This window comes from Paludibaculum fermentans, assembly GCF_051172195.1.
GTDB lineage: Bacteria > Acidobacteriota > Terriglobia > Bryobacterales > Bryobacteraceae > Paludibaculum > Paludibaculum fermentans_A.
On sequence record NZ_JBPJAQ010000002.1, the window covers coordinates 679,753 to 702,732 of the forward strand.

Below are 22,980 nucleotides of genomic sequence, written 5' to 3' on the forward strand. Positions count from 1 at the left end.
GTTCCAACTGAGCATCAGGGTCTACCTTTGGAAGGGCTGCATTCTCATGCTTGAAAATGTGTTGGCGCCTCACCGCTTGGATCTCGTCCGATTGGACCCTGGCGGCCAACGCCAACACCTTCGACTATGGGCCGAAACTCAAGAACACTCACGCCCCGTCAGCGGCGGCAGCCGAACGTGCCTGGGGCACTTCGCCGTGCATGGCGAGATCCGTAAACATGCGCAGGATTCGCCCGTATTCGACTCGTGCTTCGGCTTCCGCTTGCAGGCAGCGGACCAGGGCATCGGTCGCCTCGGGGCCTTGCGCCGCCTCCTCTGTTTGCGCTTCGAGCATGTCCCTGTATTGAGCGGTGGCGGCTTTGTAGCGCATCGATGCTGCTTCCAGTTGTACTCGCAACGATTCCAGCTGTTGTACCCGCTCCAGGGCGGAAGGGTCCATGGCGTGGTTGCCTTGGATGAGATCCCTCTCAGGGCGGGATAGATAGTTGTCTTGTTCGGGCGGCATGAGAGGTCTTGCCTGATTACCTGTTCGAAAAGCCGGCATACTGGCTCGAAGATAGTTGGCTGCCCAGGCGCTCATTGCGCTTCAGCTCCTCCTTCGTTCGAAGCCAGCCTTCCGCCCTCGACCAATCTTCCTCCGGAGAGCCGATGGGACAACCCCGGCTGTTCCAGAGCTGATAGGCGAGTGCGGCGATCTCCTCATAGTTGCAGCCCCCCTCCGGGATGTCGCCAAAGACCACATCCTCGACCGGGCTCGACTCGAAGGATTCGCCGGCGGGACTGGCCAATCGCGTATCCGTGGGATGTGTTCTCCGCTTAATGTTCTTGTGCATGAATTTCGCCTCCTGTTTCCTGCGGTAGCATCGCTTTCACTTCTGTACTTTGGATACCGGCTTGCCTCGCTGCTTAATGTCCTCGGCGAACATCAGGACGTTCTCTCCGTTGAACTCCACCTCAATGAGCCCCTGCAGTTCCTCGACCTTCTGCGGTACATCTACCACTGAGGCACTGGGGATGGTGATGGGCATCTTTGCGGTTCCTTGGATAGCGACCACCAAGGTGGGAATGTTGATGACGTAGCGTTGTGGCATACTGCGCGTTTCCCGAGGCCTTTCAACCCCTTCAGTCAATCCATCCGGCGCCCACTGATCTCACCGGCTCGGCACAGATTTACGGTCACAATAGCCGCGTTGATTTATCTTAATCAAGAAGATCGAGAATGCCTATTCTTCTCTTAGATGGGCCGAACTAGACTTTGGTATAGACAATGGGCTCAAATAGGCGTCCCCCGGGCTGCATGGACAAGGGGTTAGCAGGCCTCAGGCCGAAATCTGCTGGATCATTAAGAGAGGGCTTGGGCGATCCTGACAAGGTCGGCCAGCGAGTTGACCCGCATCTTGTTCATGACCGCGCCGCGATGCAGCTTCACCGTGGCCAGCGTGATGCCTAACCTGCTGGCGATCTGTTTGCTGAGAAGGCCCCGCACGACGAAGCCCATTACCTCGCGCTCACGCGAACTGAGCGATTCGTACCGTGCGCGCAGCTCCGCCGTTTCCGATCGCTGCTTGCGCGCGGCTCGGTCCCGTTCAATCGATTCCTGAACGGCATCCAGAAGCTCCTGGGCGCGGAAGGGTTTGGTGAGAAAGTCCACCGCTCCGGCCTTCATGGCCCGCACCGACATCCGGATGTCACCGTGCCCGGTGATGAAGATGATGGGTATGCCGATCTGCGCCTCGGTGAGCCGCAGCTGCAAATCGAGTCCGCTCATCCCGGGCAGCCGCACGTCGAGGACGAGGCAGCCTGGCGCATCGGGACGCTGGCTGGACAGGAAATCCTGCGCGTTGCTGAATGTTTGCGCTTTCAGGCCCACGGAGCGCAGCAGGTTCGTCAATGCCTCCTGGACCGAAATGTCGTCGTCCACGATGGAAACGATGGGATCATCCTGGTTCATGGGTGCTTCTCACCTTCGGCCGGGACGCTGAATTGTATGGTCAAGCCCGGCCCTTCGTTCAGGGATGCCCAAATGCGTCCCCCGTGGGCCTCAATGATCGACCGGCTGATCGATAGGCCCAGCCCCATGCCATTCGGCTTGGTGGTGAAGAAGCCATCAAACATCCTCTCCATATCCCTCTGGCTGATGCCGACACCTGAATCCCGCACGGTAACGAGCAAATAGGAGTGCCCGCGAGGTCCCATGATCTTCTGCGAACTTACCAGCAGATCCCGCGACCCATTAGTGATCGGAACCAGCGCGTCGCGGCTGTTCATGATGAGATTCAAAACCACCTGCTGCAACTGGATCGGATTGCCCCTCACCAACAGTGGCCGATTAGAGAGTTCGGCGCGCAGTACAATCCCGCCCTTCTTCAAGTCCCCATTCGCGAAGGCGATCGCCGCCTGGACGGATTCGTTGATATCGAAGGCCACCATGCCGGGGTCGTCCTTCTTCAGGAAATCGCGCATGCGGGAGATGACCTCGCTGGCCCGGTTTCCATCCCGGACGATCAGCGCCAGGGATTCCTGCGCCTCGTGAACGTTCGGCGTGGCGGCATCGAGCCAGCGCAGGCCGGCCTGGGCATTGGTGACAACACCGGCGAGCGGCTGGTTGATTTCGTGCGCGATGGATGCAGCCAGGGCGCCGACGGTCAACGCACGGGTCGTGCGGGCCAGTTCCCCTTCGAGTTGCCGATGCACGATGCGGTCCGTAATATCCTCAATCGCCAGAAGAATCGTTTGACCATAGGGCGCCGGCTGCCGGACTTCCCGCGCGTTCAGCACCATCGTCTTGCGTCCAATGCGTTCGAACTCGTGCTCGATCTCAAAGTTCCTGAAGCCGCCGGCCCCGGGCACTATCTTCTGCAGCGCCTCACGCAGCTTGGGAATGTTCCATTGCCCGTTGCCCAGGTCGTAAATGAAGCGATTCTCCGTTTCGTCTTTCGAGACTTCGAACATCTCATAGAATGCCCGGTTGGCACTCCTAACCTTGAGATCTTTGTTCAGGATGATGAGAGGCTGCCGGGTCGCTTCGACGACTGCTTCTGCATAATCGCGGCCGTGTCTCACCAGATCAATGTCGTGCAGGACCAACAGGGCGCCTTCGATTTGATTGTCCACTCGATAGGGCACCGCCTGCATGGAATACCAGGTGCCGTCCGGACCCTGAACCTCTCGTCCGGCAGGGGTGCCTCCTTTGATCGCATGGCTCAGCAGTTCTTCCAGATCGGGAACATCGATATTGGGCTTCAGGTCAGAGATCGAGCGGCCGATGTCGGAATCGATGAAGTTCAGCATTGGTTCCATGGCCGGGGTGAAGCGCCGGATCTTCAGGTCCTTGCCGACCATCACCAGGGGGACCGTAATCGAGGTGAGAACATTGGACAGGTCATTGTTGACCGCCATCAGTTCCACGTTACGGCTCCTCAACTCCTCGTTAACGGTATTGAGCTCTTCGTTGGCTGATTGAAGTTCCTCCCGGGCGGTTTCGAGCTCCTCGTTACTGGCCTGTGCCTCCTCATTGGCCGATTTCAGTTCTTCGGTGAAGGCTTCCTGCTCCTCGATGATGGACTGAAGATATTCCCGGGTGGCCGCCAGTTCCTGCCTGAGGCGGGTGTTTTCCCGTTGAGATCGGGGACCGCCGGCCCTGGCGGTTTTGGCGGCGCCCGCGGGTTGGCTCTCTTCGAGGACCGCGCCGGCTGGAGCTGCCAGTGTGGCATTTTCGAACAGGACCATGAAGTGGGGCGCGGAGGGGCGTGCCGGAGCGGTGATGGGAATCAGCCTGAGATGGACTTCTTTGAATTGGCCATTCTGCTTCACCTGGGCCGCCTGGGTGATGGTCCCCTTCATGCGCCTGACTTTGGCGAACGCCGTCCTCAAGCTGACAACCAGGCCCTCGCGGGCCATCCGTAGCAGATTATACGAGGGCTCTCCGGGGGCAAGGTGCAGGAAGGGCCCGGTATCGCCGCGAACGTGAACTACGTTGAGCGCATCGTCAACCAGAACGCCGGCGGGCGCATATTGTGCCAGCAGCAGCCGTTCGGCTGTCTTCTGTACATCCGCGGTGCCCCGGGCACCTTCGTTCGTCAGGTCACGGCTGGAGGCCACAGGAGTCAAAGGCGCGGTGGAGGGGAACCGGACCTTAAGCGAGCGGGGCACGGAGGCTTTTGAGAACAGTTTGATCTTCTTTTCCAATGGTGCAAATGCATCAGGAAGTGCACTGACACCCTCCGATGAGCCAAGCATCAAAACGCCTTCCGGCTTGAGGGCGTAATGGAATATCGAGAGCGCCTTTCTCTGCAGTATGGGGCCGAAGTAGATCAGCACATTACAGCAACTGATGAGGTCGAGATTATGAAACGGGGGGTCTTTGGTGATGTCCTGTTTGGCGAAGACGCAAGTCTCGCGGATGAACTTCTTAATCTGGTGGCCGCCGTTGGCCTTGGTAAAGAACTGCTTCAGGCGGGCGGGGGAGATGCCGGCCAGTGAAGGCGTCCCATAGATTCCGGCGCGAGCGCGGTCGAGGGCCGTCTCGCTGATATCCGTGGCGAAGATCTGCACCGGCACGCTGGCTGCCGAGCGGTCCATAGCCTCTGCCAGGCAGATTGCGAGGGAGTAGACCTCTTCCCCCGTGGCGCAACCTGGAACCCAGATTCGAATAGGCTCCTCGGTAGAGCGGTCTTTCAAAAGCCGCGGGAAGACTCTGTCGACCAGCGCCTGGAACGCCTCGGGTTCCCGAAAGAAGAAGGTGACGCAAATCAGGAGATCGTCGGCCAGTGCCCGTACTTCCGCGGGGTTCTCCTGCAGGTAGGCAACGTAATCGCTCAACTTCTCCGAGCCGTGGAGCACCATCCGGCGGTGTAGCCGCCTGCGGATAGTGGGGGACTTGTAGTGTGCGAAATCGGTGCCGGTGGCGCCTCGCAGGAGACGGAAGATTCGGTTGAGTTCGACCTCCGCCGCCTGGCCTGCTTCTTCAGCCTGGTCAGACTTCCGAGCGACATAAGGATGCTGCGCAAGCCGAACCACGCGTTTGGCGATCTCGGCCGGAGGGAGGATGAAGTCGACGACGCCAGCAGCAATCGCGCTGCGGGGCATGCCCTCGAATTTGGCCGAAGCCGGCTCCTGTGCGAACGTGATCCCCCCTTCAGCCTTAATTGCCTTGAGTCCGAGAGAACCATCCGATGCGGTTCCGGATAGAACGATGCCGATGGCGTTGCTGCTCTTTTCGCGGGCCAACGACAGCAGGAAGTGATCGATGGGCAGATTCAGGCCCGGCTCCCGCTGTTCCACCCTGAGGTGATCATTCGAGAGGCTCAAACACACACCGGGGGAGATCACGTAGACGTGATCGGGGCTCACCGCGGTATCGGCCACGACCTCCTGGACGGGCATCCGGCACGCCTTGGAGAGAAGTTCGGAGAGTTGGCTGTGCTGGTTCGGGTCCAGGTGCTGAATCAGCACGAAGGCCATGCCTGAGTCGGGCGGGAGATGCTTGAGCAGCGCCGTGAAGGCCTCCGACCCGCCGGCCGACGCTCCGATGCCGACGACCGGCAAAAGCTGGTTCTCCGGCTTTGCTGGAGTGGGGGGTTTGGTGGCAGCCTTTCTTGTCACGCGAATGCTCCTCCGCTGATGGCGCCGGTTCGGCTGATGCTGTCTGCCGGCAATGTGAATTGCGCGGTCAGCCGGGAACCATCGATTGCATCCTCACAAATCAGCCCGCCCAGAGCCTGGCTGATGAAGAGCGTACTTCCCTTGGATTAGGGTGGCACACTTTACGCGCCGATCGAGCGCAATTGGGTAATAAGTTCCCAGTTTCAAAGGGGAGCTTCGGAAATTCCAAGCTTTTCCAGTGCCTGTTCCCGTGCTGCGTGGACTCTGGAAGATGGCGTGCGTGTCCAGACAGGAGGCCGGCTTTCCATCCTAGGGGGCGGCTGTGAAGGAGTGGCGAACAAGCAGCGGCCCGGAGGTCGGCGCTGGACGAGTTCGATTCGAGCGTAAGGAGCGGGCAATCCATGAATGAGGTCTCCGGTGGAACCACCTCTCGACGGCAGAGGGCCAGCGCGGCGAAGGGGGAGAGTAGTGAACTGAGGGGCCTGATGGAGGAATACCCGGAGGTACAACTGGCGACACTGGTGGACGCTGCTCCGGAAGGCAGGAACTGGGTGCACGAGACCAAGTTCGACGGCTACCGGTTGCTGGGTCTTCTGGCCGGCGGCACAGTGCGGCTGCGGACGCGCAACGGGCACGACTGGAGCGAGCGCTTTCCCGCTATCTCGGAAGCACTGGGCCATTTGAAAGCAAAGACGGCCGTTGTCGATATGGAGGCGGTTGTCCTGGACCAGGGCGGCAAGAGCAACTTCCAGGCGCTGCAAGCCGCATTGGGCGCAGGCGGGCAGCCGGATGAGATCACCGGTTTCGCCTTCGACCTTTTGTATCTCGACGGCCAGGAGTTGGCCAGCCGGCCACTCATGGAGCGCAAGGAGAAGCTGCGGAACCTGCTGCGGAAATCGAAACCGGGCGGGGCGCTGCGCTACTCGGAACACCTGGAGTCGGACGGACGGCAAGTGTATGCCAAGGCGTGTGACCTGGGGTTGGAGGGCATCATCTCGAAGCGCGTGGACGCGCCTTATGTCGCGGGCAGGCAACAGTCGTGGCTGAAGGTCAAGTGCACCCTACGGCAGGAGTTCATCATCACCGGCTACAGTGCAGCACGCAGCGGGGAGAGGGCGCTGGGCGCACTGTACCTGGCCTACAAACAGGGCAGCGGCCTGCGGTATGCGGGCAAGGTGGGCACGGGGTTCTCACTAGCCAGCGCCAAGGAGCTGGTGCGCCGGTTCAAGCCGGTGCTCACGTCGAAGCCCAGTATCTCGAAGGCTGAGCGGGACACCGCGGCGGCCCACGAATTTGCGGGCATTCAATGGGTGAGGCCCACGTTCCTGTGCGAAGTCGAGTTCACTGAGTGGACGAAGGACGGCCGGATTCGCCATCCATCCTTTCAAGGTTTGCGTGAGGATAAAGCTGCCATGCAGGTGAAGAAAGAGACGCCCAAACCGGTGACGGAGACGGCCGCCGCTGCGAAGCCTCAAAAAGGAAGGCTCGTGGTGGAGGGCATCACCATCACACACCCCGATCGAGTGATCTCGGAGACGGGCCACGTCACCAAGGGCGAAGTCGCCGAATACTATGCGGCCGTGATGCCCTGGCTACTGCCGCGGATTGCCGGCCATCCGATCAGCCTGCTGCGCTGCCCCGCCGGGATTGACGAGGGGCCATGTTTTATCCAGCGGAGTGCGGGCAAGGGGCTAGGCCCGGATGTTCGACGTTTCGAGGACAAGTACCAGGGCGAGCGGCACGAGTATATCTATGTCGAGGAGGAGAAGGGCCTGCTGGAGTTGATCCAGATGGGCACGATCGAGATCCACCCCTGGAGCTCCGCGGTGCAGGCCATCGACTACCCCGATCGCCTGATCTTCGATCTCGATCCCGGGGAGGGTGTGGCCTTCGAAGCGGTGAAGCTGGCGGCGAAGGAGTTGCGGCAGCGCCTGAAGAAGAAAGGGCTGTCAGCGGCGGTTAAATGTACCGGCGGCAAGGGCCTTCACGTGACGGTGCCCCTGTCCGGCAGGAACCATTGGGCGGAGGTGAAATCGTTCGCAGGGGGGATGGCAGGGGCGATGGTGGACGCGGATCCGGGCGCTTATATCGCGACCATGAGCAAGGCGAAGCGGAAGGGCCGGATCTTCATCGATTACCTGCGAAACGACCGTACGGCTACGGCGATCGCGGATTACAGTGTGCGGGCGCGCCCGGGTGCGCCAGTCGCGGTGCCACTGGACTGGAGTGAACTCAAGGCATTGGAATCGGCCGACCAATTCACGATCAGGGACGTCCTGAAGCGGCTGAAGCGGCGGAAGGTGCCGCTCCCCCCGAAAGGGCAGGATCTCCCCGCGTAAGGGACTTCTGTATTGACTTGCACCCTATTCGGGGCTATATCTAGTTGGGAAAGGTATTCTCCACTTGGGTGAACTCTCCTCGAACCCGGATCTGCTGCCGGGCACTTTGTACATGATGATTCTGCGGACGCTGAACCAAGGCGCGCTGCACGGCTATGGCATTGCGAAGCGCATTCATGAGTGGTCGAACGGGGATCTTGCGATTGAAGACGGCTCGCTGTATCCGGCGTTGAACCGGATGCTGCAAAAAGGGTGGCTGAAGGCGGAATGGGGGGTGACGGAGAACAACCGGAAGGCGCGTTTCTATCAACTGACGCCGGAGGGCAAGAAGCAGCTCGAGGCCGAATCGAGCGCCTTCAACAAGATGGTGAGCGCGATCCAGTTGGTGATGGGGGCGTCCTAGCTATGTTCTGGCGGAATCTTCTACGGCGCGACGAGGTGGACCGGGAGTGGCACGAGGAGATGGAGTCGCATCTTCAACTCTTGACGGATTCCCTGATGGAGCAGGGCCTGACGTCGGAGGAGGCCCGCAGCGCGGCCATGAGACAAGCGGGCAACCTGACGGCGCGGCGGGAGGAGATTTACCGCATGAACGGCATACAGTGGCTGGACTCGATCTCGGGCGACGTGCGCTATGCGTTGCGCGTACTGCGCAAGCACCGGACGTTTACCGCGGTCGCGGTGCTGACGCTGGGGCTGGGCATCGGGGCGAACACGGCGATCTTCAGTGTCATCAATAGCGTTCTGTTGAAGCCGCTGGCGTATCCGCGGTCTGAAGCGCTGGTGGACCTGGCATTAGTCGCGCCGGGTGCGGGCGGCATCGTGAGCAGCCGCGGCAGCCTGGGCCTTTCGGCGTCGATGTACTTCACCTTCACGGAACAGAATCGTTCCTTTGAATCAATGGGGGTTTGGGTCCCCGGCCGCGTGACTGTCACCGGACTGGCCGAACCGGAGCAGGTGGCCGCGAATGTGGTGAGCGATGGGCTGCTGCAGGCGCTTGCCGTGGAGCCGGAGATTGGCCGTCCTCTGACGGCGGCGGACCAGGCACCGGGATCGAATGAAGTGGCGATGTTGACGCATGGGTACTGGCACAGGCGGTTCGGCGGAGACCGGTCCGTGATTGGGCGGAAGATCACCGTGGACGCCCGTTCGCGCGAGATTGTGGGTGTACTGCCGGCCGGGTTCCGGATCGCGGATACGCAGGCGGACCTGGTGCTGCCCCTGCGGCTGAATCGCAGCCATGCGACGTTGGCCGGGTTCGGTCTTTTCTCCATCGCGCGGCTGAAGCCCGGAATCGGTATGGCGCAGGCGAACGCGGACATTGGCCGGCTGATCCCGGTGTGGATGCGCTCCTGGCCTTCGCTGGATGGTGGCAAGCCGGGCGACTCGCTGGCCGCGGAGGTCTATCGTTCCTGGAGGATCGGACCTCAGCTCCGGCCGCTGCATGAGAGCGTGGTGGGCAATGTGCGCGGTGTGCTGTGGGTGGTGATGGGCACGCTGGGCATGGTGATGCTGATCGCCTGCGCGAACGTCGCGAATCTATTGCTGGTGCGCATGGAGGCACGGCAGCAGGAACTGTCGGTCAGGGCGGCGCTGGGGGCTGGCTGGGGCCGGATCGTCCGCCAGATCCTGGTGGAGAGCCTGGTGCTGTGCAGCATGGGCGGCGCCCTGGGGGTGGCCATCGCGGCCGGCGCGTTGAGGTTGCTGGTTGAATACGGTCCTTCGAATTTGCCGCGCCTGAGTGAGATCGGCCTGGATGGGCGAGCGCTGGCGTTCACCGCGGCCGTGGCCGTTGTGTCGGGTCTGCTGTTTGGACTGATCCCGGCGCTGCGCTATGCGGGTCAGCGGGTATCGTATGGGCTTCGCGGTGGCGGGCGGACGATGAGCCAGAGCCGGACCAGCCACCGGGTGAGAAACGCGCTGGTGGTGGTGCAGGTATCCCTCGCGTTGGTGTTGCTGATCTCTTCGGGGCTGATGATCCGAACGTTCCAGGCGATGCGCCGGGTGGAGCTGGGGTTCACACAGCCGGATTCGCTGCAGACCTTCCGGGTATTTGTCCCGCGTGAGTTGGTGGCCCAGGAGGAAGCGGCCACGCGGATGCAGCAGGCGATTGCGGATAGGCTGGCGGCGCTTCCGGGGGTGACGGCCGCGGGATTTGCCAGCGCGCTGCCGATGGATGGAGCGGCTCCGAACTGGGACGGGATCCTGAGGGAGGGGCAGAGTTACGCGCAGGGGAGCCGCCCCCCGATGCGGTTGTACCTGAACGTGTCGCCGGGGCTGTTCCGGTCGTTGGGCACGCGGTTGAAGGCGGGGCGCGACTTGAGCTGGGCGGATGTTTATAGCCAACGCAAGTATGTACTGGTTTCGGAGAGCCTGGCGCGGGAGTTGTGGAGTTCGCCGGAAGGTGCGATTGGCCAACCTGTGCGGTCGAGCGACATTGGACCGTGGCGCGAGGTGATTGGGGTGGTGGAGGATGTGCGCCATCGAGGGGCGCAGGAGCCGGCACCGGCCGTGGTGTACTGGCCGATTTTTGGAGAGATCCCCTACGCTCCGATCATCGTCGCGAAGAGGTCTGTGACCTTTGCGGTGCGGACTGAGAGGGCTGGGACGGGGGCTCTATTGAATGAGATTCGCGGGGTGGTCTCATCGGTGAACGCGTCGCTGGCGGTGGCGACTCCGGAGACACTGCAGGCGACGATGGACCATTCGATGGCGCGGACATCGTTCACGCTGGTGATGCTGGCGATTGCCGGGGCCATGGCGCTGCTGTTGGGTTTGATTGGGATCTATGGCGTGATTGCCTATGCGGTGTCGCAGAGAAACCGGGAGATTGGGATCCGCCTGGCACTGGGAGCGCAGGCGCGCGATGTGCGGCGGATGTTCATGAGCCAAGGCCTGGGGCTGTGCGCGATGGGGATTGGGGTGGGGCTGGTTGCGGCGGTGGTGCTGACGCGGGTGATGAAGTCGCTGTTGTTCGGCGTGGCGCCGGTGGATCCGGTGACGTTCGCGGTGGTGCCCGGTGTGTTGTTGGTGGCCGCGCTGGCGGCGTGTTATGTGCCGGCGCGGAGGGCGTCGGCGGTGGATCCGGTGGAGTGCATCCGGGCGGAGTAGGTGTGGGGATCGGCTTGGCTTAGCCCGTCGCTGGGGGTCCGAGACTGGGTGAGTCGCTAGTGGCTTCGTTTCGTCGATGCCGGCGGTTGGAGGTTGCCGGGCTTCCTGGGAGAGGCTGCGGAGCTGAGGGGGAAGACCACTTCCTGACGGTCGTGGTTCGTTGGCCTGGAGGGCTATGGGCGATTCCGGTTCAGACGCTCCCGTCGCCTGAGGCCCGCTCCTTCCCAGTCGCGGTTCGCAGCTCGGTGGGGACCACTTCCTGACGGTCGTGGTTCGTTGCGTTGGCGGAAGGGCGGGCCTGTGGCTAGCGTTCCCCCTCGTGGACACACTTCGGGCGGTTGAGGTTCGGATGTCAAACAGTGATGGCCAGTGGCCACCCACGGGCATGAAAATTGATTGGCGCGGGTGTACGATTGTGGCGCGCCAGACGAAGCAGTGACCGAGACTCCTACTGGTGGGCAAACCCCGGTTTTCAAACTGGTCCGGCCAGCGGACATGGACCCAGGAATGGTGCTTCGAGCCCGTGAGGCAAAGTGGTGAAAGGAAACGCTGGCTGCTCGTCCGCGCAGAAAGGACGAGTTATGATCACGATCCCGGTAATTCTGGAACGGTGTGCGGGAATCGATGTCGGCAAGCGAGGGCTAGCAGTAGCCGTGGCAGTGGGTCCGGCGGACAAAGAAGCGGAGATCAAAACTCGGTCGTACGGAACGACAGTGCCCGCCTTACAGGAGTTGCGTGCCTGGTTGCAGGAAGAGGGTTGCACCAGCATTGCGATGGAGAGCACTGGATCCTACTGGATTCCGGTGAAAAACGTCCTGGAGCAAGACTTTCAGATTACGCTGGTGTGCGCGCGCAAGCACCAACCAAGGAAAGGAGACAAGACTGATTTCCGTGATGCGATGGATTTGGCGACTTATCACCGTCATGGATTGCTGACGGGAAGTTATCTGCCCGAGCGGGGCATTGTGGAGCTTCGTGATCTGACGCGCCGGCGCAAAAAACTACTTGGCCACATCCGGAGTGAGAAGAACCGGATTCAAAAGGTGCTGGAGACCGCCAACGTCAAGATCGGCAATGTGGTGAGTGACGTCTTCGGCGTCTCCGGCCAGGAGATTCTGGAGGCGTTACTCGACAACAAGCCGGTGACGGCCGCAGATCTGGCTGACAAGGCGAAGTGCCGACTCCGGCAGAGGATTCCAGAACTCACCGAAGCGCTGGAAGCTCATCAGCTGAACGATCATCACCGGTGGCTCATCGATCAGAGCATCGAACACTGCAAACTGCTGGATCAGCAGGTGGAAGCGTTAGAGGCCAAGATTGATCAGCACCTGGAACCGTACCGTCGACAGTACGAATTGTTGAGGACGATTCCGGGGGTCAAGGAGACTACTGCGGCGAACATTCTGGCCGAGATTGGCCCAAACATGGATCAGTTTCCAAGCGCCGATCATTTGTGCAGTTGGGCGGGGATTTGTCCGGGCAACAACCGGTCGGCGGGCAAGAACAAGAGTTGCCGAATCAAAAAGGCCAACAAATTCCTTTTGACTGCACTAGTGGAAGGGGCCTGGGCGGCGGGCAGGAAACAGGGCTCCATGTTCCAACGGAAGTTTCACCGATGGGTCCACAAGTTGGGCAAGAAGAAAGCGAACATCGCGATGAGCCGGAGCCTGCTCCGGGTGGTATGGACGATACTGAAAGACGATCGGCCGTACGTGGAGCCCGACATCGGATTGATGAAGGCCAGGGAGTGGGAGAGGCAAGTTCGCAACCATGCATACCAGCTCCGCCAGTTGGGGGCTGACGAAAAGACGATCCAGGGCTTGGTTGAGGCCACGCTCGAAGCACATCCGACCATCACCAGTCCAAGTGCCGACCCGGCGCCGACAACCGACACCACCGCGTCCGCGCGCCAAGCTGCGGTAAAGACCTCACCGCTGAAGATGCAGGGAGGTCACTCGCCACGACGCCCACCCGCGCGCGGAGTGTTAGGGTTCAGGATCAGAACAAAGGCCACCAAACAACATTCGATTATCAAAGAACCAACGGGGAAGCCGTCCACATTGACGCACCCCGAAACAGCTTCAGAATCTTCGCGCCGAAAACCCAGGGCTCGCATTAGTACAGCCCCCGGCACCCTCGGAGATTAATTCACGAGGCAAGGATCTGGGCGCCTGGTGAAGGGCGGGGGCGGATAGGGGCGTTTAGGCTGCGGCGGTGGCGGTAGCTTGCTTGTCTTTCAAGCTCTTGATCCAGCGGGCGGAGAGGGCCTTGCTGTACTGAATTGCGGTTTTGGGTCCGGAGGTGAAGCGGGTCTGGGCCATGACCTGTTCGTTGTGAGGTCCGGTGAAGTAGTCATGGAGTTGTGGCTGCAGTTTTGTCACTTCGGCCAGGGGAGCGGATTCGGTGAGGGCATGGATGGCAAAGGGGCTCTGGAGCTGGAGCGAGGCGCGTTCGGTCTGGAGTTTGCGGAGTTCGGTCGTGGCGCGGTAGAGGGAGCGTTCGAGGTCGCGGCGATAGCGGGCGAAGTGGTTCAGGTGGGCGGCCTGGGTCTCGGAGAAGTCCATTGGGTCCGTTTCGGCGAGGAGGGTGGACTCGAAGGTTTCGATGCGGCGGAGGTTCCAGGTGTGGGTGAGGATGCGATAGAAGAGCTCTTCCTCAAGGCAGGACTTGGGATGGGTCTCGCGGCGGAGGCGGGCTTCGAGGGCTTCGAACTCCTGGCGGTCGCCGTCCGAGATGTGGGGCGTGCGGGCGGTGAAGCCGTGGCTGCGCGCGTTCTGGGCGGAACGGGCTTTGCCGGGGACGGTGACAGGTCCGGTGGACAGTTGAGCGTTGGCCTGGTTGGCGGTGATCTGGGCGGCGGAAGCCATGATGAAAGTCTCCTTGGAAATGAAAAAGGCCGGCATGAGAGCCGGCGCGATTCCAGGGTAGCTGGCGGGGTCAAGGCGGCTTCGCTGTTTCTTCGCGATTGCTGTTGCAAATAAAGGAAATAGAGATCTTTAATTCCTGTGACCGTCTTGCGCAGCATGGCCGAAAGGGCTGAGTTCGGCTCGGGCCAGGGGTGGTGGTGCGGGTCTGACTGGCTGGGGGGCGAGATGGCGTTGCCGCCGAGTGGCGCCGTCCCCAATGCACCGGCAATTTCCATCAGACTCAATTCCTTCGTGCCGAAGAGAGAACTGAATGCGACTCGCAGTTCTCTTCGTACTCTTGACCGCGCTTGCTCAAGCGGGAGTCCCGGATGTCTGGGTGGATGGCCCGACAAAGACGATTTATTACACTCCATCGACTGGGTTGGGGGTGATCTACGTGCCCACGACGGTCGCCTACAATCCTGGCGACTCGGTGGAGGTTGTGTCAGGAGCGCCCCCGCCTGGTGTGAGTTGGGGCAGTTTTGGCCAGTGCGGCCCCAGTGTGCTCTGTTCGGCCTATATGGGGGTGCCGAGCGCGGCCGCGACCGGAGTCTACGTACAGGTGTTGCGCGCCCGTGTTGGGGCAAACACCGAAGACCTGACTGTGGAGTTCCGGCCGGACTTTTCTGTCTCGGGCACGGCGGCACCGGCGGTGGTGGGCGCGAGTTACGAGACCAGTTTTTCACTGGCGGGTGGAGTACTACCCTCTGCGTGGGACTCCCCCACCGGCACAGTTCCGCCGGGTTTGAGTTTCGATGGGAATACCGGGCGGCTAGCGGGCACACCAACGGCGGCAGGGGACTATACCTTCACGCTGGCGGCACACGATTCGGGCTCGCACTCCATCACGAAGAGCGTGACCTTGACGGTCTATGGCGCGCTCGCCGTTGAGCCGGCCAGCCTGGCGGCGACGACCGAGTCGCGACCATATTTACAAACCCTGGCCTCGACGGGTGGCACGACGCCGAAGAGCTGGTCGATCGAGAGTGGGGCCCTGCCGGTTGGAATCCTAATGAGTTCGTCGACTGGGGCCCTGTCGGGCGCGGCCACCACTCCGGGGTTATACAGTTTCACGGTGAGGGTGGAGTGTTGCAGTACCGCTTCGGCGACCGCAGCGCTGAGCATCGTCGTGAATCCGGCACCGTCCATCCAAACGTCGACGTTACCGGGTGGCGTGGTGGGGGTGGCTTATCCAGAGCAATTGTCGGGCAGTGGGGGGACGGGGGCCGTCACCTGGTCGCTGGCGGGCGGCACGCTGCCGCCTGGACTAAGTCTTTCCGCATCCGGGCTGATTTCGGGCACTCCGCTGGCGATGGGACCGGCGTCCTTCAGCGCGCAGTTGACCGATTCAGTGGGGGCGATTGCCACAGCCGCGCTCACGATCGCGGTGATCGATCCGCCGGAGGTCACGCCGCCAACGCTGGCGGCACTGACGGTGGGACAGACGGTTCAACTCGGGATCACGGCGACGAAGGGCACCGCGCCGTACACATGGGATCTGGATGAGGGTGCGCTGCCCGCAGGCGTGGTGTTGAACCCCTCGACGGGCGCGCTGCGGGGCGAGCCGACGCAACCGGGCTGGTTCTCCTTCACCTGGCGGGTGACGGATGCGCAGGGCCAGCAGGGGCGGCTGGCGCAATCGTGGCTAGTGAACGCGGCGCCGGCGATTCCGGCTGAGTCAATTCCGGCGACAACGATCTCGCTGCCGATTGCGGCCACGATGTTATCGGGGACGGGCGGGACAGGCGCGCTGGCGTGGTCGGCCACGGGGTTGCCGGCAGGGCTGATATTGAGCACCCAGGGTGAGTTGAGCGGACGACCGGTGACGGAAGGAATCAGCGAAGTCGTTTTCACAGTGCGGGACGACAATCAGGTGCAGGCTTCGCGGACGATGACAGTGACCGTGAACGCGCTGCCGATGATCGCGACGAGTTCGCTGCCCCTGGGCGTGCTGAGCACGGCGTACCAGCAGGTGCTGGCTGTGACCGGCGGCACCGGGGCACGGACGTTCGTGGTGACCGGCGGTGCGCTGCCGCCGGGGATCACCCTGGAGGCGGACGGAACATTGAGTGGCGCGCCGACGGCGAAGGGCTCGTTCTCATTCACCGTGAAGGTGGATGACGCGCTGGGCGCCTGCTCGTCGAGCGCGTTCACGCTGCAAGTGGTGGACACGCCAGAGATACTCACCACGATGGTGCCGGACTGGACCGCGGGGCAGAGGGTGAACCTGACGCTGGCGGCAGGGCGGGGCACTGCCCCGTACCGGTGGGCGCTGGTGGGCGGCACGGCGCCTGTGGGCATGCAATTGGATAGCGATTCCGGAGTAATCTCCGGAACGTTGGGTGCGGCGGATTCAGGCATGATGCAAGTGCAGGTGACCGATGGTCACGAACTGCGCGCGACAGTGACCCTGCTGTGGAAGGTGAACCCCGCTCCGACGTTGGAAGTGCCGGTGGCGCCGCAACTGGTTGCCGGGCGTCTGGCGCGACCGTGGCAAGTGAATTTCCAGGGAGGGACGGGCACGCTTTCCGGCTACGCCGAGGGTCTGCCCTCCGGACTGCGGTTGGACGCGCACAGCGGACTGATCAGCGGCACGCCCCAGGTGACCGGCCGCTACGAGGTGCAGTTCACACTGATGGACGGCAACTCGATGCGCGCCAGCGCCAGTGCAAGCCTATGGGTCTATCCGGGCCTGTCGATTGAGACGGCAGCGCTGAGTCCAGTGACATCGGGCCGTTACGCGGCGCGAGCGATCGCGACCAGCGGCGGCGAGGCGCCCTTTGTGTGGTCGATCGCGGGCGGCAAGCTGCCCGCGGGCGTCATCGTCCGCATGGCGGACGGCACGCTGGAAGGGACCGCCACGTCGGCGGAGGTGGCGCAATTCACCTTGCGGGTGTCGGATGCCAATGGCGTTGAGGCGACGCGGGCCTATTCGCTGGCGGTGCGGGACGCACTATCGGTGCTGCCGTTGACGCTGCCGGTACCGCAGTTGGGGCAGACTGTGGCGCGCGCCGTGCAGGCGGCCGGCGGCACAAGCCCGGTGGTGTTCAGTTTGGCCTCGGGCAGCCTGCCGCCAGGGGTGACGCTGGCAGGGGACGGACATCTGAGCGGAACCGTGACGACGTCTGGCGTCTTCAGTTTTAGTGTGAAGGCAACCGATGCGAACGGGGCCGAGAGTACGAGGCCGTTCAGCCTGGAGGTGACGGCGGCGGAACGGTTGAAGGCGACGCCCTCAACGCTGAGCTTCGCAGGGTATGTGGGCGGCGCGGCGCCGGCACCGCAGCAGGTGGCGCTTTCCAGTGCACCGGCTGGCCAGAAGGTGATAATCAGCAGCGACTCGGCCTGGCTGAGTGCGTCGCTGTCGACGGCTGTGACACCGGCGGTGGTGAACGTCTCAGTGGCTGCGGGCGATCTGACGCCGGGCGATTACACGGGGGCGGTTGTGCTGCGGCTCGGCTCTGAGACCCGCAGCGTGGGGGTGACCTTGCACTATGCGACCGCACCGGAGGTACAGCTGACGGCCTCGCCCGAGAAGATGGTAGTCTCCGCCGGGACGGTCGAAGGCGTGGTGGAGCGGTTGTTGCTGCTGCGGACGACATCCGGGACCGAGCCCTGGGCGGTGAGTACGGACGATGCGTGGTTGGGCGTGGATCGGGTGTCGGACGCGTTCGACGGCTCCCGGGAGAGTGTCGTGCGCGTGAGCCTGCGCAGGAGCCATCTGCGGGCGGGCACCTATACGGGCAAGCTGGTGTTCCGGCAAGGCTCGGCCGTTACGGAAGTTATGGTGCGCCTGGAGTTGGACGAGCATTCCGATTTCGAGCTCTCGCAGACTGGATTGAGTTTGCGGGCCGCTCCGGCCAGGACTTCGGCGGAGGTACCGTTCCGGATCCTGAACCATGGCGCGGCGGCCCTGGAATGGCAGGCCCGGGCGTCGGCGCCCTGGATGGTGCTGGAGCCGGCCGGCGGAAGCGCGCAACCGAGTTCCACGGTACGGGTGAAGGCGGATGCCGCGAACCTGGCGGCTGGCCACTATGCGGGCACAGTGACGGTGACGCCTACGGCCGGTGGGGTGGAGCGTTCAGCGGAGGTTCAACTGTGGGTGACGCCGGAGGAGCCGGGCCCGCAGGTGAGTCCTGCCGGGCTGTCGTTCGCGGGAACGGCGGCTGCGACGCGGACGCTGGTGCTGAGCAATCCGAGCCGGGTGGAGATGGGCTACACGGCATCGATAGCGCCGGTGGAGGCGAGCGGCTGGCTGACGTTGGGCTCGGTGTCGGGCAGGGTGCCGGCGGATGGCTCCCTGGAGTTGACTGTGCACGCCGTGCCGGGTACGGCAGGCGAGGGGACGCAGCGGGCACAGATCGCCCTGGAGTTCTCGGATGGAACCGTGGCGGTGGTGGATGTCCTGCTGGTGATACCGGCGACGGACTGCGCGGCCACGAGCCTGCGAGCCAATTGGGTGCGGTTGGGCGACCACTTCTCCGTCGTGGCCGGAACGCCCGCCGAGTTGGAGATGTTGGTGACCGACAACTGTGGGCAGCCGGTCTCGACCGGATTGGGCCTGGTGAGCTTCTCGAGTGCCGGGGAGCGTGCGCTGGCGCTGGTGCCTGGTCCGGATGGGCTTTGGACGGCGACCTGGATTCCTGGTGCAGCGGAGGGTAGTGTGACCGTAACCGTCAGGTTGCAGAGCGGCGCCGGCCAGACCGGTGCGCTGTCAGCCACAGGGGTGGTGACGGCTCCCTTGGAGTAAGACCGTAGTGGAGGCGGCGCTGCCTGTCGGGGGTGGCGCCGCCGTTCTTCCGGGCGGCGCGCTGTGAACTGACAGTGGCTTGGATTGAGATTCCCGGGTTGCCCTGGCACCCGTCCCAACGGGGTGCCTTGCGCAGTGAAGGCAGCCGCTTCGGTGGAGCTTGTGGGCTGTTTCGCACGGACGGGCGCTGCGGGAGGCTTCCACAGGTTGCGCGCAAAACAATCGAGGGAAGCGTTGCTGCATCCCGTGTCGACCGAGGTGATCGCGGGGAAGCGGCCGACCGCCAGCCGGGCCGGATTTCGCGGTAGGCTTCCTTCCGACAGGCTCACCGGCTGCGAGCTTTGGAGTGAGTGCCCTGCTGTTCGATTTGGGAGGCAACGACAGGTAGATTGCGATGTTCGCCGATTCGGAATAAGATTTATGGGTCTTAAACGCATGATGCTGTAGCCGGGAGAAAGCCACATGCAATCCGTAGCGCTCTGTTGGGCCGTGCTCGCCTGCACTCCATTGGTCTTTGCACAGACGCCTTCGCTGTCAGGAAGGTGGAACTGGGGTGCCGGGGGCGGCATTGTGGAAATCGAGCCAGGAGGCGGTGGACGCGATCCGCGCGGCAACTCGCTGCAATGGACGCTGCGGGACGCTGGCGCGCGGGCCTATGTCGTCCGCTGGAGTCACGGCTACACCGATACTGTAACCCTGGCCGCTGACGGCAACAGTCTCACCGCCGTCAACAACCAGGGAATGCGTTTCACGGCGACACGTGTGAGCGGTGCCACTGCCCTTCCGGTTGGTTCCAGCAATGTGATTGCTGGAAAGTGGAACTGGGGCGCCGGCGGCGGCATTGTTGAGATCGAGCCCGGGGGTACAGGACGCGATCCGCGCGGCAACACACTGAGTTGGACTGTGCGCGACGCAGCCACCCGCACCTACACGGCCAAGTGGAGCCATGGCTACACGGATACCCTGACGCTTGCCCCCGACGGGAACAGCCTCACCGGCGTGAACAATCAGGGCCTCCGATTCACGGCCACCAGGGTAAGCGGCGGTGGCGGGCGTGACGTCTCCACAGCTCCTCTTGACCTAAACGGCAGTTGGACAGGAGGGATCCTGCACATTTGGCAAGACGGACAGCAGGTTCTCGCCACGGCCACATGGAAGCGTGACGATGGGAAGTATGTTATCTGGCGTGGAGAGGGCCGGTTGAATGACCACACGGTGGAATTGGCAATCCGCTACTCGCCGATGGCACACGGTCCGGTGCCTGAATGGCGCGGGGTATTCACGGTCTCGCCGGACGGCAACCGAATTGATGCGGTTTACACGTTGGGTGCACAGAGGGACTTGCGGTCGTACGTCCGAGAGCGTTGAGGAACCGCCGTTTGTCTGTTCGTCGTGCCGGAAGCTCTTCCGTGCGCCGCGGTTCCTGGATTGGGGCTGGGTTGCAGGTTAGTGCGGGCCGCGCGGAGCGATTGAGCCCGGCCCGTCAATTCATTCCCGCGGAGGCCCATGCGAGGTCCCCGATGCCGCGATGACTCTCCCGCGGAGGGCGCCACGCGGCCCGGGCTCAGTAGCGATAGCTCCGGCTGGTGCTCGTGACTCAGCCAGCCCAACTTCCGCCCACCGGGCCGGAGGCGCGGGCAGGCTTCACCAGCACTCGGCGCGACTGTTTCTCTGTGAGCGCGGTCCAAGAATCGTCGGCGCAGGTCGAGCAGCCCAAACCGGCGAGGCAAATCGGCGATTTGAGGAGCAGTATTGCTCATTTCTTTTTGAGTATGCTGACCAGCTCCGAGCCGCCAAAAGAGGTTTTGGCGACAGTCAAACCAACGAGCACAAACCCCGCCTCGCCCGCCTCGCGCAGTTCCTTTTGCATGGTCGATGTCTTCGACGTTGACAACAATCGGTACTGGATTCTGCCCGGTTCTCCGGTCTCCGTGCGTTCCATGATCACGACGACCTCCCTGCCTGCGAATCCGGTTTCGAACACGGTTTGATCTTTGTACTCGAACCCTTCGTCTCCGAGCACCTGCATTTCCTTCTGCATCGTCGAGGTCTTACTGGTGGCGAGCAACTTGTAAACGCGTTTCCCCGATGGGGCGGCCTTGTCGTCCTTGGCCATCACGACGACCACTTCCTTGCCGCCGACCGCGGTTTGCCCGCCCATCGCGCTGGAAAAGGAAAACCCGGCCTCAGCCGCCTCATTCATCTCCTTTTCCATGGTGGATGTTTTGGTGGTGGAGAGAACCCGATAGTCAAATTTGACCTCGTCCGCTGCCATGGCGGCTGGCGCGATCACGAACAGGCAGGCGTAAATGCAATTTGTGAAGGGATGGAGCATGGGTTACCTGGCGAGACCCGACCATAGCACAGGCATGGTGGGCGAGCAATGAATCAGTAGAGATTGGGATGCCCCGGGGCGTCTTGCCTCTGCCGTGTCCACATCACGACCGATTTTTTAGGTTACTTCTAATTTGGAGATGCCTCGCTCCGGTGGGGTGGTGGCGGCCTGTGCGGCGTGGCCGATTGGCGATCGCGAAACCAAGCCTATTTGCCGGCTGCCGGGAAGGCACGGCACTAGGAACGGAGGTCGGAGGCTCTTTGACGCCTTCCCGGTCAACTTCCCGTCTGCGACTGCGCCTCCCCGCTTCGTCACCATTTCGCCCTCCCTGCGTCTACCACCCTACGGGCTCCCCTCGGCGGTTAGGCCCCTGTCATAATAAGAATCAACCCATTGACTAACACCGCTGCCATCTCCAAACTCATCCTCCAAGCCCGGCGCCGCACCGTGTGGCAGATCCTGCTTGAGCACTTCGGATGGGGGCTGGTGGTGGGGCTCGGGGCGTTGCTTGTCCTGTTGCTGGTGGGTACCCAGATTCTGAACTGGTATTGGCCTCTGATCCTGGTCTGCCTGACCGTCGCCATCGGTTGGTGGCGCAGCCGGAACAAGCTGCCCAATGAGTACGAAGTTGCCTGCAATGTCGACCGCGAGCTGGGTCTGCGCGATTTGATCTCCACCGCCCATCACTTCGCGACTCCGGGCAAAGCCCAGTCTGAGTTTGTCGAGGCAGTCCAGGCGGAGGCGGAGTCTACCGCCGCCGGGGTGGATCCGAGCATGGCTGTGCCGATCCGCGCTCCGCGGAATACCTGGCCGGTGGCCGCGCTGCTGCTGGCCTCGCTGGCCATGTTTTTTGTGCGCTACGGGGTGCTGCATACCTTTGATTTGCGGGCTCCGATCGCCGAGGTACGGTTTGACACGCTGACCGGGGTGCCCGCTCCGGTGAAGAGCGCTCCCAAGGAATTGGCCCAGAAGGGGATGCCGGCGGAGCCGTTCTCCCTGACGCTGCCCGAGAGCGAGCGCGTGGAAGTGATGGAACGCGACAACATGACGCAGGAGTCGCTGCGTTCCGTGGATGTGAAGGATCCGGACAAAGCCACCTCGCAGGGCCAGAAGGGCGACAAGCAGTCGGCCGGCCAGAACAACGAGGACCAGAATTCGGATGAGGGCGAGAACGCCAGCGGCGATAAGAACCAATCGCCGTCCGGGGCACAGGACTCGCGGAAGCCCGGGGATCCCAATGCCGCCCAGCCGAAGCAGGGCGATAAGCAGCAGAAGGATTCGAGCCTTATGGACAAGATGCGCGACGCGATGGCGAACCTGATGGACAAGCTCAAGATGGAGAACAAGGGCGACAACCAGCAGAGCGCGTCGAATAAGGGGAACCAGAAGTCGCAGGGGCAGCAGAAGGGCGAGAAGGGCCAGCCGCAGCAGGGCAAGTCGAACCAGCCGGGCGAGCCGGATGCCTCGCAGCCAGGGGAACAGCCTGGGGATGCGGACAATGCCCAGCAGGCGAAGTCGAACCAGGCGGGCAGCAACCAGGATGTTCCGAACAATCAGGAAAAGAGCGGGATCGGCAAGCAGGACGGCAAGAAGGATACGGAACTGGCGGAGCAGAAGGACGCCATGGGCAAGCTGAGCGAGTTGCTGGGCAAGCGGGCGTTGAACCTGCAGGGCGAGGTGATGGTGGAAGTCACCAATTCGAAGAACCAGCAGTTGAAGACGCCGTATGTGAACCGGTCTGCGAACCATGCGGAAGCGGGCGGCGATATCAGCCGGGATGAAGTGCCGCTACATTTGCAGGACTTTGTGCAGCGGTATTACGAGAAGGTGCGGAAACCGGGGCAACCGGCCGCGGCCGCTGCCAAGCAGTAGCAAGTTCGGCGCCGGTTCGTCGCTTTCAGTTATCAGCTATCAGCTATCAGCTTCCGCGCGACGCAC

General features: G+C 62.6%; 14 protein-coding genes. 7 read left to right on the forward strand and 7 right to left on the reverse strand.

The features are described from left to right. Positions 1-148: 148 nt before the first annotated feature. The 5 genes from ACR9Y2_RS29350 to ACR9Y2_RS29370 form a co-directional block, all read right to left on the reverse strand. On the reverse strand, positions 149-505 hold the full coding sequence (locus tag ACR9Y2_RS29350) for a hypothetical protein (RefSeq protein ID WP_435045432.1): 357 nt from the start codon (positions 503-505) through the stop codon (positions 149-151). Between the two features lie 16 nt (positions 506-521). Continuing rightward, positions 522-833, reverse strand: a complete 312-nt coding sequence (locus ACR9Y2_RS29355; protein WP_435045433.1) for a DUF2934 domain-containing protein — start codon at positions 831-833, stop codon at positions 522-524. Between the two features lie 36 nt (positions 834-869). Beyond that, positions 870-1,091: a hypothetical protein gene (locus ACR9Y2_RS29360; protein ID WP_435045434.1), complete on the reverse strand. Its 222-nt coding sequence runs from the start codon at positions 1,089-1,091 to the stop codon at positions 870-872. Positions 1,092-1,342: 251 nt separating this feature from the next. Continuing rightward, entirely contained in the window at positions 1,343-1,951 is a 609-nt protein-coding gene (locus tag ACR9Y2_RS29365) for a response regulator transcription factor (RefSeq protein WP_435045435.1), read from the reverse strand. Continuing rightward, a complete protein-coding gene (locus ACR9Y2_RS29370) occupies positions 1,948-5,604 on the reverse strand; it encodes a chemotaxis protein CheB (RefSeq protein ID WP_435045436.1) in 3,657 nt (1,218 codons plus the stop codon). The genes ACR9Y2_RS29365 and ACR9Y2_RS29370 overlap by 4 nt, the downstream gene beginning before the upstream one ends. A gap of 401 nt (positions 5,605-6,005) precedes the next feature. Between ACR9Y2_RS29370 and ligD the strand changes: the two genes are divergently transcribed. The 4 genes from ligD to ACR9Y2_RS29390 all read left to right on the forward strand — a co-directional run bounded on the left by ligD (position 6,006) and on the right by ACR9Y2_RS29390 (position 13,201). Next, entirely contained in the window at positions 6,006-7,943 is a 1,938-nt protein-coding gene (gene ligD, locus ACR9Y2_RS29375; protein ID WP_435045437.1) for a DNA ligase D, read from the forward strand. A gap of 64 nt (positions 7,944-8,007) precedes the next feature. Beyond that, positions 8,008-8,346: a PadR family transcriptional regulator gene (locus ACR9Y2_RS29380; protein ID WP_435045438.1), complete on the forward strand. Its 339-nt coding sequence runs from the start codon at positions 8,008-8,010 to the stop codon at positions 8,344-8,346. A 2-nt stretch (positions 8,347-8,348) separates the two neighbouring features. After that, positions 8,349-11,054 (forward strand): ADOP family duplicated permease, encoded by a 2,706-nt coding sequence (locus tag ACR9Y2_RS29385; RefSeq protein ID WP_435045439.1) that lies wholly within the window; start codon positions 8,349-8,351, stop codon positions 11,052-11,054. Positions 11,055-11,635: 581 nt separating this feature from the next. Further along, the gene (locus ACR9Y2_RS29390; protein WP_435041616.1) at positions 11,636-13,201 is read left to right on the forward strand and encodes an IS110 family transposase; all 1,566 of its coding nucleotides are present in this window, start codon (positions 11,636-11,638) and stop codon (positions 13,199-13,201) included. A gap of 54 nt (positions 13,202-13,255) precedes the next feature. Here ACR9Y2_RS29390 and ACR9Y2_RS29395 read toward each other — a convergent pair whose 3' ends face one another. Continuing rightward, entirely contained in the window at positions 13,256-13,921 is a 666-nt protein-coding gene (locus ACR9Y2_RS29395) for a hypothetical protein (protein WP_435045440.1), read from the reverse strand. A 310-nt stretch (positions 13,922-14,231) separates the two neighbouring features. Here ACR9Y2_RS29395 and ACR9Y2_RS29400 point away from each other — a divergent pair, with 310 nt between their 5' ends. Together ACR9Y2_RS29400 and ACR9Y2_RS29405 are read left to right on the forward strand one after the other, a co-directional pair. Continuing rightward, entirely contained in the window at positions 14,232-18,707 is a 4,476-nt protein-coding gene (locus ACR9Y2_RS29400) for an Ig domain-containing protein (protein WP_435045441.1), read from the forward strand. A gap of 462 nt (positions 18,708-19,169) precedes the next feature. Then, positions 19,170-20,075: a hypothetical protein gene (locus ACR9Y2_RS29405; protein WP_435045442.1), complete on the forward strand. Its 906-nt coding sequence runs from the start codon at positions 19,170-19,172 to the stop codon at positions 20,073-20,075. Between the two features lie 388 nt (positions 20,076-20,463). On the opposite strand, the gene ACR9Y2_RS29410 is transcribed toward ACR9Y2_RS29405, so the two are convergent. Then, on the reverse strand, positions 20,464-21,042 hold the full coding sequence (locus ACR9Y2_RS29410; RefSeq protein WP_435045443.1) for a hypothetical protein: 579 nt from the start codon (positions 21,040-21,042) through the stop codon (positions 20,464-20,466). 393 nt (positions 21,043-21,435) lie between these two features. On the opposite strand from ACR9Y2_RS29410, the gene ACR9Y2_RS29415 reads away from it, so the two are divergent. Next, the gene (locus tag ACR9Y2_RS29415) at positions 21,436-22,914 is read left to right on the forward strand and encodes a hypothetical protein (RefSeq protein ID WP_435045444.1); all 1,479 of its coding nucleotides are present in this window, start codon (positions 21,436-21,438) and stop codon (positions 22,912-22,914) included. Positions 22,915-22,980 lie beyond the last annotated feature (66 nt).